Origin of the sequence: uncultured Ruminococcus sp., from assembly GCF_934476685.1 — a bacterium.
Taxonomy (GTDB): domain Bacteria; phylum Bacillota; class Clostridia; order Oscillospirales; family Ruminococcaceae; genus Hominimerdicola.
In genome coordinates this window covers 184,335-198,557 of record NZ_CAKSNX010000002.1, presented here as the reverse complement: position 1 = coordinate 198,557, position 14,223 = coordinate 184,335, and the positions used below count along the sequence as shown (strand labels likewise).

Genomic DNA, 14,223 nt, shown 5'->3' with positions numbered 1-14,223 from the left:
TTATTTTGCTCCTCCAGATAGGCTGCCTTTAAAGATCATTTTTTCAGCAAGGCTTTGATTTCGGAATTCAGGCAACGCACCTGACGTTACTTTAGAACAACAAAAAAACTATTGCTGAATTAATTATACTTCAAAAACAAAAATGTCTGATAAATATGTTATAAACATATTGTAAAGTTTTTACTGACATTTATAATACGCAAAAATGCAGAAAGCCCTATATACCGCATGGCTTCCTGCATTTCAATTAATTTCCTAATTTCCGTATTCTTTTGAAAGCACCTGATCTACCCACTGAACAAGGCTGACAAAACTTTCCTTATCAAGCTTTGTGAAATATTTGTTTACAGTCTGATCCTTTGCGGCAGTATTGTCCGTAAAGCAAAAGCCGTCAGCCGATATGGTTATGATCTTCTTATCATCGCCGTTATAGCCGAATTCTATCTGTATAAAATCAAGGGCAGGATCTTTGCTTGGAGTTTTTACAGCATTGCTTGAACCAAAGCTTTTTATCATCTTAGTAAGCTCTCTGTAATCCCCTCCGCTGAGGATATAGCATTCTCCGTAAACGCTTCCTACTTTCAGCCTTACAAAAGCGTATGCGCCGTTGTAGATAGTATAGTTATAGTATCTGTCAAGGCATATGAAATAATAGTCGTTATCCTTTACAGCCTTGTAATATCCGCTGAAGACCTTAGTCGTATCGACAGAGTCTATCTTAACTTCTTCAACGCTGTCCCATTCGCCGAGATCACCGCCGTCTGTTATCTTTCTTCCGCCAGGCAGAACTATCTCGCTGGTCTTTTTCTCTGTATTTTTACCGTCCGATGCACCTTCATTATCGTAAGATATTTTTTCATTTATAATGACATTTGCGCTGTCATAAGAAAAATCATCAGCCATAGTAACTGTGCCGTTTTCGTTAAAATACGCATATTCATCGGGAGCATTAAGTTCCTTATTTCTGGACAAAACCAGCAGGCCGTCAGAGACAGCGGTTATTTCAGCATATGTATCCGCCTCGATTATCTCGTTGCCGGAAAGGCTCAGAAGTCCCTTGTACTTGCCCGACTTATAGACATAAAGCACATCATCTATAACGGCTGTGCAGGTATAGTCATCAAAAGGCTGCTCCTCGACCTCTTTAACGTGATCCGATGTCTTGAAACTGCTGTAAACAGGGTTTGCCAGCATATCAGGCTGCTTTATATCGTTAAGAAATTCGGGGAACTCATAGTTTTTTATCTCAACCTTTTCAGGCTTGTTTTCAGTTTCAGCTGCCGATGTGGTAACTTTTCCGCCCGAACTGCTGCTTTCGCCCACAGTGCAGGCAGAGAGGCTCAGCGCCCCAGCTGCGCAGCACAGGGCGATAGTTATATTTATAATAGATTTTAAAATTTTTCTTGATTTCTCTGATCTGTACATCTGTATTTTTCTCCTTAAAAGCGGGATTATCCGCAGTACGAATTGTTGTCTATTTAATTATAATATAAAGCATAATTTTTTTCAAGTCTTTTCAAAGATTTTTATACATAAATAAAGTCAGAAAATATTATGAAAATGTTAAATATCGTTAAAGAGTGTTTACATAAGAAATGTTTTGTGATATACTATTTAAGTGGTATTGTTTTTGCTTTAGTATATTAAAGAGCGAAAACGATTATATAATACCCTAATTCTGCTATTACAGCAAGGAGGACAAAATTAAATGGTAAGAGCAATCGTAGGTGCAAACTGGGGCGATGAAGGTAAGGGTAAGCTTACCGATATGATGGCTCAGGAATCCGACATCGTTATCAGATTTCAGGGCGGTGCGAATGCAGGTCACACAATCGTAAATCATTACGGAAAATTTGCACTTCACACTCTCCCTTCAGGCGTTTTTTATGATCATACAACTAACATCATCGGCAATGGTGTTGCACTGAATATACCTGTATTCTTCAAGGAGCTTAACGAGGTAGTTTCAAAGGGCGTTCCTATGCCGAAGATACTTATTTCGGACAGAGCGCAGATGGTTATGCCTTATCATGTTCTGTTTGACCAGTACGAGGAAGAAAGACTGGGCAAGGCAAGCTTTGGTTCAACAAAGTCAGGTATCGCACCTTTCTATTCAGACAAGTATGCAAAGATCGGTTTCCAGGTTCAGGAGCTTTTTGATGAGGACGAACTCAGAAAGAAGATAAAGAGAGTATGCGAAACAAAGAACATTCTTCTTGAGCATCTCTATCACAAGCCTGCTATCGATGAGGAAGAGCTTTTCAATACTCTTATGGAGTATAAGAAAATGGTTGAGCCATATGTATGCGACGTTTCTGCATATCTTTGGAATGCTATCAAGGAAGGCAAGAATATCCTTCTGGAAGGTCAGCTCGGTTCACTTAAAGACCCTGACCACGGCATTTACCCAATGGTAACTTCTTCTTCAACACTTGCAGCATACGGCGCTATCGGTGCAGGTATTCCTCCTTATGAAATAAAGAAGATCGTAACAGTTGTTAAGGCTTATTCTTCAGCAGTTGGCGCTGGCGCATTCGTTTCAGAGATTTTCGGCGACGAGGCTGACGAACTCAGAAGAAGAGGCGGTGACGGCGGAGAGTACGGCGCAACAACAGGCAGACCAAGAAGAATGGGCTGGTTCGACTGTGTTGCATCAAAGTACGGCTGCCGTATTCAGGGTACAACTGACGTTGCATTTACAGTTATCGACGTACTCGGCTATCTTGACAAGATCCCTGTATGCGTAGGTTATGAGATCGACGGAGAGGTCACAACAGACTTCCCTACTACGCAGAAGCTTGAAAAGGCTAAGCCTGTACTCAAGACTCTTGACGGCTGGAAATGCGATATCAGAGGTATCAGAAACTATGATGAGCTTCCTGAGAACTGCAAGAAGTACATAGACTTCGTTGAAGAGCAGATCGGATTCCCTATCACAATGGTTTCAAACGGTCCTAAGCGTGAGGATATCATCTACCGTGAGAGCAAGCTCAAGTAATTGCAGCTGACAAATAAGTTATATACAGCGTTCGCTATATGCGGGCGCTGTTTTTTTGAAAAACTTATTGCTGTACATAAAAACGGACTTATACCATATGGTACAAGTCCGTTTTTCTTATATATCGAAGTGTAGGTGCAAACTTATTACTTGATGTTCTCAATATCGCTCTTATTTACAGAAGCAACGCAGAAGTCTATTCTTTCGTCCTCATCACTGTCATCATTTGAACCAGTGAGAGCGATCTCCTTATTAGGATCAATGCCGTCTACGGTTGTTACCTGACCTGTGCCTGCGCCGACAGATGCGCCAGGTACTCTGAATGTGCTTACGTCAATAGGCTCGATAGAAACCTCTTCAGGCTTTTCAAGCTGTGGTACCCACTCATAAGGAACTCTGTATGCACGGTATACCATATTGCATGAGAACTCACCTGCAAAGGCTTTGAAGTATGGATTGATGTATTCCCATACTATCTCATGGTCAGGAGTTACCTCGATAAGACGGCCGTCAGAACCCTCTGTGATGAGAGTATTTCCGTTAGGAAGTCTTTGAGCTGCGCTTATATATGAGCTGTAAAATTTAGATGCGTCTGTAAAGAGAAGATGTCCTGCTTCGAGAGGAGTATACTGCCATGTGATCTCCAGCGTTACAGGGTTGAACTGAAGAACTCTTGAATAATCTCTGTGAGCATTGTTCACGCCTGTTGGTGACGCAGGGTTAGGAACACCATATCCGCCCTCACCGCCGTTATCAAATACAAGCAGGTCGCCCTCGCCAGGGAGTCCCTTTGGTATCATGTGGAGGTGGTGCTGTCCGATTATCCAGCCAAGCTTTCTTGTTGCTGCATTTTCATTGAAATCAGGTCCTAATCTCCATACGATCTTTCCTGTTGCTCTTTCGATTATAGCAAGGATATTGGAGTTTCTTGCATCGAAGATGATATTGTCTGGTTGGAATCTTTCGTCGCCTGCGTCATACCACTTGTTCTCGCCAAGTGTTGAGAAGTTGTTTATATGCATCCAGTCGCCGCCTGCTTCACCATGCAGACCAGGGTTTCTGTAAAGAGCGTTCTTTGCAGCCTCATCAAAACCAAGCTCATCAAAATGATCGCTCGCTCTCCAGCTCCAGAGGATATTGCCCTCCCAGTCAACTTCGATTATCTTATCGTCGATAAGTCTTTTATCTGAAATATCGTGATTATAAAGATTTTCATGTGTAAGGATAAGAGTTTTTCCGCCGTCAGTCTTAGGCTCGCCGTTTGGATAATAGTAGCCTACTGTGCTGCCCTCACGCTGATAGTCGTGGTGCTGTCTTGCCATGTAGACTGGATCTTTGCCTGGGTCTGCAACAAGCTCTGTTTTGTCGAACTTCCATACGATATGTCCGTCCCAGTCAACTTGAACGAGGTCAAGCTGATCCTGATATGCGTACTTGCCGCCTCTTGCGCCTGTTGTACCCATTACATATCCGCCCGGAAGTATCTTGTTCGGGAAGCCGCCAAGACCTGCCCAAAGCTTCACTTCATTTCCGTTCATGTCTACAAGAAGTGCGCCCTTTGCTGACGGGAAGATAGTATAGCCGCTGTATGCCTTTTCTTTATTGTAAATAGTTGCTCCTGTTGGAAAAATACTTGGATAACCCATGATCTTTACTCCTCTCTGTTATTTAAAATTACTTGTCTGCATTTGTAAGGTCTACTGTTACGTTGTCAGGAAAAGCTTTCTTTGCAGCGTCTGCAAAATAGAACTTTCTGACGTTATAGCTTTCAGGATACTTGCCGTTCTCGAATGCCCAGTTGTTTATTTCGTCAAGATGAGCGGCAGCTTCTTCTGCAAGACCGAACTTTATTGTATACTGCTCCCAGTTTGTCTTGAAGTCATCTTCTTCGATACCGAATTTCTCTGATATCTTCTTTGCCGATTCATCAAGGTTGTCATTTATGTATGCAACACTTTCGTCAAGTGCTTTAAGATAGTCTGCAAGAAGATCTGTATTGTTCTTTGCAAATTCATCTGTTGTGATAAGGTAAGCAGAAACGTTTATTCCGACCTCTTCTGCTGTTGCTACCTGCACCCAGCCTTCAGCCTCATACTTCTTTACGCCTGAACCTGTAACGATAGCTGCTGACGCTTCTCCGTTATGAGCGACTGCAAGCTGTGTAGAGATAGAATCGGTGTTCACGCTCTTCTGCTTTGAAGGATCAAGTCCGAGATATGTCTGACCCTGCCAGTTAAAATACTCAGAAACTGTACCGATAGTTGTTATCCAGCCTTCGCTGCCGTCAAGTGCGGCAAGGTCGTCCTTATACTTTGGTGCAACGAAAAGTCCGCCGTTATAAGATGTGCTTGAACTGAGGTCTGAGAATATAACAAGGTTTGAATTATCAAGTGTATTGCCGAAACGGTTTACTGCTGCGAAATCTGCAAGCAGACCTGTATCTGCTGTTCCTGTTGAGATAGCGTCGATAGTGTTTATGCCTGCCGCATACTCTGAGGTTTCAAGTGAGATGCCATACTTTTCAAATATGCCCTGCTCTGTACCGATATAGTCTGCGTACTGGTCAGGCTGACCTGTCATGTTGGCAACTCTGAGGACTTTAAGTTCCTTGCCGTCCTTTGTTGTTACCTTTGCGGCTGTGTTTGTATCATTTGAATTTCCGCAAGCTGTCAGCAGGGAAAAACTTAATGCCGACGCTGCTAAAACTGAGATTATTTTTGTAAATTTCATTGTGATCTGCTCCCTTAAATTTATTTTTGGTTGTTTTTGATTATTTAACTCCGTAATGTTTCAATTTCTTTTTACCGATAAACTGCAGTATTCTGTCTGCTGCAAAGCCTATAACTGCAAGAGTTACGATACCTGCGAATGCCCAGCTTGTTTTATAATAAAGCTTTGAGCTGTTGATAAGATATCCAAGGCCGTCGCTGCCTACGAGCATTTCTGCTGCGATAACGCAGATGATAGCTGAGCTGAGTCCAAGACGTATGCCTGTATAGATATTCGATACTGCTGACGGTACGACTACTGTAAAGAAAACTCTCGCTTTCTTTGCTCCCATACACGATGCAGCTTCAACAAGTGATCTGTCCGTTGAGGCTACTCCTGCAATGGTGTTTACGAACATAGGGAAGAATGATGCGTAGAAGATAAGCGCTATCTTTGACTCTTCACCAACTCCGAACCACATGAGGAAAAGTGTTGTAAGGGCAATAGCGGGAACGAATCTGAAAAAGCTCAGGATAGGTTCTACCAGCCAGCGTACTGGCTTGAAGTTTCCCACCAGAAGTCCCATCGGAACTGCAAAAACTATTGCAAGCAGCCAGCCTTTTATTACTCTGCTGATACTTGCCGCAATGTCTGCCCAAAGTGTTCCGTCCTGTATGAGCAGCTTTAAACTGTCAAGTGTTTCTTTTGGGCTTGGAAGAAAATATTCGTCATATGCAAGTGAACCAAGTCCCCATATCGTAAGTATGACCGCCCACGAGATGATGCCGCATTTAAGTATCTTCTGCACGATCTTCCCGGAGGATCTTGTATTTGTATTTTCCATTTCGACTCCTCCTAGATGTAATACAGCTCTGAATCATCAAGAGCCTTGTTTACAAGAATTTCTGTGCTGTCATTATTTATGGTATACAGCTTTTTGATAAGGACTTTTACCTTATCTCCCTTTTTAAGTCTTGGTGCATTGAGCGGATATCTGCCTGTAACGGTTATGCCGTTGATCTTTGTATGGACTTCAAAGTTGCTGCCTCTGAATGAGATATCCTCAACAATGCCGTCCTCCATGGCACTTTCAAACTGGTGGTAGCCGCTGTCCTCGAATTTATTTATTTCGATAAACTCAGGTCTTATTACTGCTGAAAGATCACTCTTATCAGATTCAAAGCCTTTAAGTCTGCTGAAATCTTCTATGATAGCTGACTGACCGATAAACTGTGCAACGAAAGGTGTTTTAGGTTCAAGGTAGATCTCAACAGGATTTCCGACCTGTTCAACTCTTCCCTTATTTGTAATTACGATCTCGTCTGCAACTTCTATCGCCTCGTCCTGATCGTGAGTAACGAAGATGCTTGTTATTCCGATCTTGTCGATAGTTTCACGAAGCCAAGTTCTCAGTTCCTTTCTTACCTTTGCGTCTATTGCTGCGAAAGGTTCATCAAGGAGAAGGAGTTCAGGTTGAGGTGCAAGCGCTCTCGCAAGAGCTATACGCTGACGCTGACCGCCGCTGAGCTGATCCGGATATCTGTTTGCTGTATCGGGAAGTCCCACAAGCTCCAGCAGCTCGGTAACACGCTGTTTTATGTAAGCCTTATCTTTTTTCTGAACTTTAAGTCCGTATGCAATATTATCATATACAGTCTTGAACGGGAACAAAGCGTAGCTCTGAAAAACAAAGCCTATTCCTCTTTCGCTCGATGCAAGCTTATTAACGTTCTTGCCGTTTATAAAAATGTCACCGCTGTCCTGTTTTTCAAGACCTGCAAGCATACGGAGGATAGTTGTTTTTCCGCTGCCGCTCGGTCCTAACAGACCGATAAGCTTTCCTTTTTCAATTCCGAAGCTTACGTTATCCGACGCTTTGAAATCTCCAAAGCTTTTATTTATATTCTTTAATTCAATGTACATAGCTGACAACTCCGATATAATATTTTTTCAGGCAGATCTTCTTTCTGCCTTTTGGCATTCCCTGCTGTCAACATCGCTGCATTCGCTTATGTTCAAGATAGTTTTTCATCATCTTACCTCATTCCATATTAACTCGATAGGATTAGTATGTTTCTTATTATACACATTTTTCTCAGAATGTCAACCATTTTTTTCAGTTTTGTAGCAAATTACTAATAATTCTAACAGTTGAACCGATTATTGTGTATATTAATCATAATTAACCTATATGCAAATTATGATTTGTAAAATATGCCGCAGTTTACGCATTTTTTCTCCGTCATAGGTCAAAAATAAAATATATTATAAAAGCAGATTTCTTTCTCACAAAGCCTTGACAACTGCTTTTAAAAATGCTATACTGTCATTAATTCATATTATTATGATATGATTACAATGAATTTTAAGGAGGACGATTTAAAATGCTTACAGAGCTTACAAATCAGAATTACAATGAGATCATTTCAACAGACAAACCTCTCGTTATTGAGTTTTATTCACCGACCTGCACACACTGCAAACGTACTGAGGCAGGACTTAAAGAAAATGCTGATGAGCAGGGTGAGAATGCTGTTATTGCAAAGTGCGATATCACTGCACAGCCTGAGCTGGCTCAGAGATATGATATAACCGCTTTGCCAACGCTTCTTTTTATAAAGAACGGTGACATCAAGGAAAAGCTTACAGGCTTTACACACAAACTCATCATTGCAGAAAACATCAAAAAGCTTAAATAAGTCAGGACAGAAAATCAGCTGCTGCACCGATATGAAGTGCAGCAGCTTTTTTGTGCATCTGCAATTTTATAAGATCAGAAATTTTCTGAAATATATTTTTCAGCTGAATTTACAGCGTTTGCTCCGTCTGCTGCGGCGGTCACTACCTGTCTGAGAGGAGTTGTACGCACGTCGCCTGCGGCAAAAAATCCTGCTGCTGATGTTACAGTATCCTCCCCTGCTACAACATAGCCTGAACCGTCAAGGTCGCATACGCCGTCTAGCAGCTGAGTATTAGGCACACTTCCCACTGCGCAGAAAATTCCGTCAAGAGCAAGTTCTTTCTTTTCGCCGTTCACTGCATAGATCATGCCCTCGGCATTTTCTCCGCCTGTAACTTCCAGTACCTTTGCATTCATTACAGGAACGATATTTTCAGTCTGACTTACCTTCTGCTGGAGCGACTTGTTAGCTCTGAACTCGTCACGGCGGTGTACAAGATATACTGTTTTTGCCAGCTTTGAAAGATAAAGTGCGTCACCAAGAGCCGTATCTCCGCCGCCGATAACTGCTACGGTCTTATCCTTATAGAAAAATCCGTCGCATACTGCGCAGTAGGATATTCTCTGCTTGCCGTCACCCTCCACACCAAGATGTCTGTAAGACGTTCCTGCTGTATAGATAACTGCTTTGGCTGTTTTTTCTGTGCCGTCCTTAAAATGAATTGTCCACAGACCGTCCTTGTTTTCGATCTTATCTGCCTCGCCCTCAAAAAACTCTGCGCCGAGGGTTTCAGCGTGTTCTCTGAACTTTTCACCGAGATCATATCCGCTAAGACCATAAAGTCCCGGATAATTCTCCACACGTTCGGTAACGGATATTTGTCCCGTACCCATATAATCCTTTTCCGCCACAACAACGCTCAGCAGCGCTCTTTTAGCATATATAGCGGCAGAAAGTCCCGCAGGACCGCTGCCTATAACTATAATATCATACATCAAAGTTACCTCGCTTTCAAATCATATATAATACATCGGCTCGCTCTGCTGTTCATCAAGAGCGTTCTCATAGAATTTTACAAGATCATCAAGAGTTACCGATGAAGTGAATGACTGAACATCATTTTCTATCTTGCTCCACAAAAACTTATCTATGGCTTCTGTGAGCTTATTGCTTTCCTCATTCACGTCTGCTATCTCATTACCTATTATAGAAGGATCGAGAGCGTCGATTATCTCGCCGAGTGTGATCTCTTTAGCCTTTTTAGAAAGAATATACCCGCCTCTTGAGCCTTTTATACCTTTTATCAGCTTTGAATGTCTTAAAGATGTAAGTATCTGTTCAAGGTATTTTGCTGATATATTTCTGCGTTCAGCGATACTATATACAGTAACAGTTTCTCCGTCAACAGAAAACATTGCTATATCTGATATTGCGATTATGCCGCATTCTACTTTAGTTGATATCTTCATAGCTGCTTTTGCTGCCTCCTTTTCTCATTAAACATATTATTCCTATCACTTTAGTATATTTTATATCATTTTTTCATATATGTCAATAGGCAGAATGAAATAAAAATCACAAATTTTTATAACTAAAACCACAAATATATATCCTAAATGTAAAAAATCCACTATTCCTATTGACTTTGTATGTTTTATGCTGTATAATAGCTTCAGCAAAGGAAAAATTACACAAGGGGGTATGCTGTATGAGGTTCAATACCGAACTTATACACGGCGGTTTCGAGGCTGAAAAATCAGCCGGTGCAACGCTTACACCTATTTATCAGGTAAATGCTTTCGCACAGGAATCTGCTGAACAGCTTGAAAAAGTATTCAATAACAAAGCTCCGGGTTTTGCATATACAAGAATAAGCAATCCTACTGTTTCCTCTTTTGAGAACAGAATAAATACTCTTGAAAAGGGTATCGGCGCTATATCCTGTTCTTCGGGAATGGCGGCCGTAACGATGTCGCTGCTGAACATTCTTAAAGCAGGCGACGAGGTCATTGCAAGCGCAGGTCTTTTCGGAGGAACGATAGATCTTTTCGGTGATCTTGAACCATTCGGCATCAAAACACGATTCGTTGACCACGTTACTGTCGAAGAGATAGAGCCGCTTATAAATGAAAACACAAAGGCGGTCTTTGCAGAGCTTATCGGAAATCCGGGACTTGAGATAGTTGACCTCAGATCAGTTTCCGAGCTTGTTCATTCAAGAGGCATACCGCTTATAATCGACAGCACAACGGCAACACCGTACCTTATAAATCCTGCCGATTTCGGAGCAGACATAATCGTTCACTCCACTTCAAAATACATAAACGGCGGAGGAAATTCCATAAGCGGAATAATCGTTGACAGCGGAAAGTTCAAATGGAATTATGAAAAATTTCCAGGGCTTGCAGAGTATAAAAAGTTCGGCAAGTTCGCATATCTCGCAAAGCTGAGAAACGGCATATGGAGAAATGTGGGCGGCTGTCTTGCACCGATGAACGCTTTTATGAACAGTGTCGGTATGGAAACCTTAGGTCTGCGAATGGAACGATGTTGCAGCAACGCTCTTCAACTTGCTGAATTCTTTAAAGGATACAGCGATATCGATGTAAATTATCCTGCTTTAAAGGATAATCCTTACTACGATCTCTGTCAGAGCCAGCTGAAAGGCAAAGGCGGTGCGATACTCACTATCAGAGCGGGATCGAAAGAAAGAGCGTTCAAGCTTATAAATGGTCTTAAGCTTGCTACCAATGCAACGAATATCGGCGATGTAAGAACGCTGGTCATTCACCCCGCAAGCACTATTTACACTCACAGCAGTGAGGAACAGAAAACAAACGCAGGAGTTTTTGAGGACAGTATCCGCATAAGCGTGGGAATAGAGGATATTGAAGATCTTATAGAAGATTTCAGACAATCAATAGAAAAACTCTGATAAGATACAGAGGAGGATATAAATATGGCAGTAGATTATGCTACACTAAAAAAAGGCGGCTTTATGCGCCAGAAACAGAAAAATAATTTTTCACTCAGACTGAGAGTTGTGGGCGGAAACCTTACAGCAAAGCAGCTTGCTAAAATTGCGGAGGTCGCTGACAAATTCGGCGAGGGACACGTTCACCTTACATCACGTCAGAGTGTTGAGATACCTTTTATAAAGCTCAATGACGTTGAAGAAGTTAAGGCTGCACTTGCAGAGGGTGAAGTTGAACCGGGCGTATGCGGACCGAGAGTAAGAACCATTACAGCCTGTCAGGGCGCTGCGGTATGTCCAAGCGGATGTATAGATACATACGCACTGGCTAAGGAGCTTGACGACAGATACTTCGCAAGAGAGCTTCCGCACAAGTTCAAGTTCGGCATCACAGGCTGTCAGAACAACTGCCTTAAGGCTGAGGAAAACGACCTTGGCATAAAAGGCGGAATCAAAGTTGAGTGGAACGAAGATCAGTGTATCCACTGCGGCGTATGCGAAAAGGCTTGCAGACAGAAGGCTATCACTATCGAGGACGGAAAGATAATCGTTGATAAGAGCAAGTGCAACTTCTGCGGCCGCTGCTTCAAAGCCTGTCCTACTGAGGCATGGGATACTGTTCACGGTTACATAGTTTCTTTCGGCGGACTTTTCGGAAACAGCATCAACAAGGGAGAAACTATTATCCCATTCATCGAGGACAAAGAAAAGCTTATGAAGATCTGCGACGCTGCTATCAAGTTCTTTGAAGAAAACGCAAATGCAGGCGAAAGATTCAAGTTCACTATCGACAGAGTGGGCAGAGAAAAATTTGAGAAGAGAATATTGGAGGTATACAACAATGGCTGATTACAAGATCGACGATACAGTAGATATAACAAATGTGGTTTGCCCTACGACATTCGTAAAGGCAAAGGTCGCTCTCGAAGAGCTTGACGAAGGACAGATACTTTCCATCAGAATGAATGACGGAGAACCTGTTCAGAACGTTCCGAGAAGCATAAAGGAAGAGGGTCACAAGATCCTCAAGCTCATCAACAATGAGGACGGCACATACGACCTTATTGTAGAAAAGGTGGGAGATTAATGGCGGTAAGAGCTAACACACAGACTATAAAGGCTGAGATCTCAGAAAAGGATAAGCTTGTTATTGCGGATTTCTATTCCGATTCATGCATACCATGCAAAAGAATGTCACCGCTGCTTGCGGAAACAGAAGAAAGTGATCCCGAAAACATCAAGCTTGTAAAGCTCAATATCAATTTTGACGCTGAAGCTGCTGCCGAATACGGCGTAACATCAGTACCGACCCTGATATTTTTCAGGAACGGCGAAGAAAAAGCAAGACTTACAGGAGCTGTGAAAAAAGCACAGCTTGCTGAAACAATAAATAAGATCGAACAGGAGAATGTATAATGAATATCACAGTTGCAGGAAACAAAAAGGAAGTCGCAGAAGGTCTTACAGTTGCACAGCTGGTAATTGACGAAAAGGTAGAAACACCTGAGTACGTTACAGTTACTATCAATGATGAATTCGTTGAAAGCGGCGCATTTGAAAGCACAGTTCTTAAAGACGGAGATGTAGTTGAATTTCTTTACTTCATGGGAGGCGGACAGTAATGGCATTTACAGATGAACAGATAGAGCGTTACTCACGCCATATCATTCTTAAAGAAGTCGGCGCTAAGGGACAGAAAAAGCTCCTTAACGCAAAGGTACTTATCATCGGCGCAGGCGGTCTGGGTGCACCTGCCGCTATGTATCTTGCCGCAGCAGGCGTAGGTACTATCGGCATTGCAGACGCAGACGAAGTTGATCTTTCAAACCTCCAGCGTCAGATCATTCACGCAACAGAGGACGTTGGCAAGGCAAAGGTACAGTCTGCAAAGGAAACTATGGAAAAGCTCAATCCTGATGTAAAGGTAAACACTTACCGTACTTTCGTTGACAGCGAAAACATTATGGATCTTATCAAGGATTATGATTTCGTTATCGACGGAACAGACAACTTCCCTGCTAAGTTCCTTATCAACGACGCTTGCGTAATGGCTAAAAAGCCTTTCTCACACGCAGGTATCATCAGATTTAAAGGTCAGCTCATGACTTATGTTCCGGGTCAGGGACCATGCTACCGCTGCGTATTCAAGAACCCTCCTCCGAAGGACGCTGTTCCTACCTGCAAGCAGGCAGGCGTTATCGGAGCAATGGGCGGAGTTATCGGCAGCTTACAGGCTATGGAAGCAATAAAATATATCCTCGGTGTAGGCGATCTGCTCACAGGATATCTTCTTACATATGACGCACTTAAAATGGAGTTCAGAAAGGTCAAGCTTCCTGAACATACAGAAAACTGCGCAGTATGCGGAGATCACCCAACTATCACAGAGCTTATCGACTATGAACAGGCAGAATGCGATGGTGTACATTTATGATAAAGCTGAAAAGATCAGATTACGAAAAGATACTTGCTCATGCAAAAAGCGAGCTGCCTAACGAGGCTTGCGGTCTTATAGGCGGAGTAAAAGAGGGCGATGACAAGATCATCACAAAGGTGTATCTGCTCACAAACATAGATCATTCTAACGAACATTTTTCACTTGATCCGAAAGAGCAGCTTGCAGCTATAAAGGATATGCGTGCGAACGGAGCAGTTCCACTTGGCAACTGGCATTCACACCCTGAATCCCCGTCACGTCCTTCAGAGGAAGATAAGCGTCTTGCATACGACAGCAAGGCAAGCTATATGATCCTCTCTCTTATGAACGCAGACGAACCTGTACTTAACTCATTCAAGATCACAGGCAGCGATGCTGAAAAAGAAGAGCTTATAATCGAATAAAAGTCAAAACCTTCACTAAA

General features: G+C 42.5%; 16 protein-coding genes. 9 read left to right on the top strand and 7 right to left on the bottom strand.

Translation table 11 applies throughout. The features are described from left to right. Nucleotides 1–255: 255 nt before the first annotated feature. Nucleotides 256–1,425: a hypothetical protein gene (locus tag Q0E19_RS03435; protein ID WP_294407474.1), complete on the bottom strand. Its 1,170-nt coding sequence runs from the start codon at nucleotides 1,423–1,425 to the stop codon at nucleotides 256–258. Nucleotides 1,426–1,708: 283 nt separating this feature from the next. On the opposite strand from Q0E19_RS03435, the gene Q0E19_RS03430 reads away from it, so the two are divergent. After that, nucleotides 1,709–2,998 (top strand): adenylosuccinate synthase, encoded by a 1,290-nt coding sequence (locus Q0E19_RS03430; protein WP_294407470.1) that lies wholly within the window; start codon nucleotides 1,709–1,711, stop codon nucleotides 2,996–2,998. A gap of 146 nt (nucleotides 2,999–3,144) precedes the next feature. Here Q0E19_RS03430 and Q0E19_RS03425 read toward each other — a convergent pair whose 3' ends face one another. From Q0E19_RS03425 to Q0E19_RS03410, 4 genes are read right to left on the bottom strand one after another with little or no spacing between them, the layout of a single operon-like run. Next, complete coding sequence (locus tag Q0E19_RS03425) at nucleotides 3,145–4,644, bottom strand: aryl-sulfate sulfotransferase (protein WP_294407467.1); 1,500 nt, start codon at nucleotides 4,642–4,644, stop codon at nucleotides 3,145–3,147. A gap of 28 nt (nucleotides 4,645–4,672) precedes the next feature. Next, nucleotides 4,673–5,728: a hypothetical protein gene (locus Q0E19_RS03420; RefSeq protein WP_294407466.1), complete on the bottom strand. Its 1,056-nt coding sequence runs from the start codon at nucleotides 5,726–5,728 to the stop codon at nucleotides 4,673–4,675. 40 nt (nucleotides 5,729–5,768) lie between these two features. Beyond that, nucleotides 5,769–6,551, bottom strand: coding sequence for an ABC transporter permease (locus Q0E19_RS03415; RefSeq protein WP_294407463.1), 783 nt, complete (start codon nucleotides 6,549–6,551; stop codon nucleotides 5,769–5,771). Nucleotides 6,552–6,562: 11 nt separating this feature from the next. Then, the gene (locus tag Q0E19_RS03410) at nucleotides 6,563–7,630 is read right to left on the bottom strand and encodes an ABC transporter ATP-binding protein (protein ID WP_294407461.1); all 1,068 of its coding nucleotides are present in this window, start codon (nucleotides 7,628–7,630) and stop codon (nucleotides 6,563–6,565) included. 461 nt (nucleotides 7,631–8,091) lie between these two features. On the opposite strand from Q0E19_RS03410, the gene Q0E19_RS03405 reads away from it, so the two are divergent. Then, nucleotides 8,092–8,406, top strand: coding sequence for a thioredoxin family protein (locus Q0E19_RS03405; RefSeq protein WP_294407458.1), 315 nt, complete (start codon nucleotides 8,092–8,094; stop codon nucleotides 8,404–8,406). Between the two features lie 74 nt (nucleotides 8,407–8,480). On the opposite strand, the gene Q0E19_RS03400 is transcribed toward Q0E19_RS03405, so the two are convergent. Next, nucleotides 8,481–9,383 carry an FAD-dependent oxidoreductase gene (locus Q0E19_RS03400; RefSeq protein WP_294407454.1) on the bottom strand — a complete coding sequence of 301 codons (903 nt, stop codon included), beginning with the start codon at nucleotides 9,381–9,383 and terminating at the stop codon, nucleotides 8,481–8,483. Nucleotides 9,384–9,404: 21 nt separating this feature from the next. Continuing rightward, entirely contained in the window at nucleotides 9,405–9,857 is a 453-nt protein-coding gene (locus tag Q0E19_RS03395) for an Rrf2 family transcriptional regulator (protein WP_294407452.1), read from the bottom strand. A gap of 239 nt (nucleotides 9,858–10,096) precedes the next feature. Here Q0E19_RS03395 and Q0E19_RS03390 point away from each other — a divergent pair, with 239 nt between their 5' ends. The 7 genes from Q0E19_RS03390 to Q0E19_RS03360 are packed head-to-tail and all read left to right on the top strand — an operon-like array spanning nucleotide 10,097 to nucleotide 14,203. After that, nucleotides 10,097–11,323, top strand: a complete 1,227-nt coding sequence (locus Q0E19_RS03390; RefSeq protein WP_294407449.1) for an aminotransferase class V-fold PLP-dependent enzyme — start codon at nucleotides 10,097–10,099, stop codon at nucleotides 11,321–11,323. A 24-nt stretch (nucleotides 11,324–11,347) separates the two neighbouring features. After that, a complete protein-coding gene (locus Q0E19_RS03385; protein ID WP_294407446.1) occupies nucleotides 11,348–12,211 on the top strand; it encodes a 4Fe-4S binding protein in 864 nt (287 codons plus the stop codon). Next, nucleotides 12,204–12,449: a sulfurtransferase TusA family protein gene (locus Q0E19_RS03380; protein WP_294407443.1), complete on the top strand. Its 246-nt coding sequence runs from the start codon at nucleotides 12,204–12,206 to the stop codon at nucleotides 12,447–12,449. Before Q0E19_RS03385 ends, Q0E19_RS03380 begins: the two co-directional genes overlap by 8 nt. Continuing rightward, on the top strand, nucleotides 12,449–12,778 hold the full coding sequence (locus Q0E19_RS03375) for a thioredoxin domain-containing protein (RefSeq protein ID WP_294407440.1): 330 nt from the start codon (nucleotides 12,449–12,451) through the stop codon (nucleotides 12,776–12,778). Before Q0E19_RS03380 ends, Q0E19_RS03375 begins: the two co-directional genes overlap by 1 nt. Then, nucleotides 12,778–12,984 (top strand): sulfur carrier protein ThiS, encoded by a 207-nt coding sequence (thiS, locus tag Q0E19_RS03370; protein WP_294407439.1) that lies wholly within the window; start codon nucleotides 12,778–12,780, stop codon nucleotides 12,982–12,984. The genes Q0E19_RS03375 and thiS overlap by 1 nt, the downstream gene beginning before the upstream one ends. Further along, on the top strand, nucleotides 12,984–13,796 hold the full coding sequence (thiF, locus tag Q0E19_RS03365; protein WP_294407436.1) for a thiazole biosynthesis adenylyltransferase ThiF: 813 nt from the start codon (nucleotides 12,984–12,986) through the stop codon (nucleotides 13,794–13,796). Before thiS ends, thiF begins: the two co-directional genes overlap by 1 nt. Continuing rightward, nucleotides 13,793–14,203, top strand: a complete 411-nt coding sequence (locus Q0E19_RS03360) for a M67 family metallopeptidase (RefSeq protein ID WP_294407435.1) — start codon at nucleotides 13,793–13,795, stop codon at nucleotides 14,201–14,203. Before thiF ends, Q0E19_RS03360 begins: the two co-directional genes overlap by 4 nt. Nucleotides 14,204–14,223: the final 20 nt, after the last annotated feature.